The following is a 399-nucleotide window of genomic DNA, read 5'->3' on the forward strand; positions in this document are numbered from 1 at the left end:
ACTTCTATTTTTTCGTTTGCCATTTATATTCTCCAATTGTTATTGAGCATAGGAAAATTCGCTATCAATATTTTCCAAATGCCCCAAATTATTGAATTTCTCAGTATGTTCTACCATCCCGGCTACGCCGGAATAACAGTCTTGCTTGGCAATTTCCTGCTTGGACACAGAGCCACCATTGGGGAGACGAACAGTATCGCGGCTACGATGTACGCTGCTGTAATAAGTCCTGAAGACATGGTGATTCTCTAAGTATTTGTGAAAGTAACTGTGTTTTTTAATCGGGTCGTCTGAAAAATTGAGATGCGGGTTTTCAAACGACCTAAAAAATTAATGCCTGCTTCAGATAGAACGTGAGAAGCCTTGTTGTTGTTCTTGTTGAATATTTTGGTTTTCTTG

1 protein-coding gene is annotated in these 399 nt (G+C 39.1%); it reads left to right on the forward strand.

Annotation, left to right across the window (positions count from 1 at the left end):
* A partial coding sequence (locus HMPREF2954_RS13140; protein ID WP_210398489.1) for a hypothetical protein occupies positions 1–252 on the forward strand: 252 nt, incomplete at its 5' end.
* Positions 253–399 lie beyond the last annotated feature (147 nt).

The sequence above is a fragment of the Neisseria sp. HMSC067H09 genome, assembly GCF_001814135.1.
Lineage (GTDB): Bacteria > Pseudomonadota > Gammaproteobacteria > Burkholderiales > Neisseriaceae > Neisseria.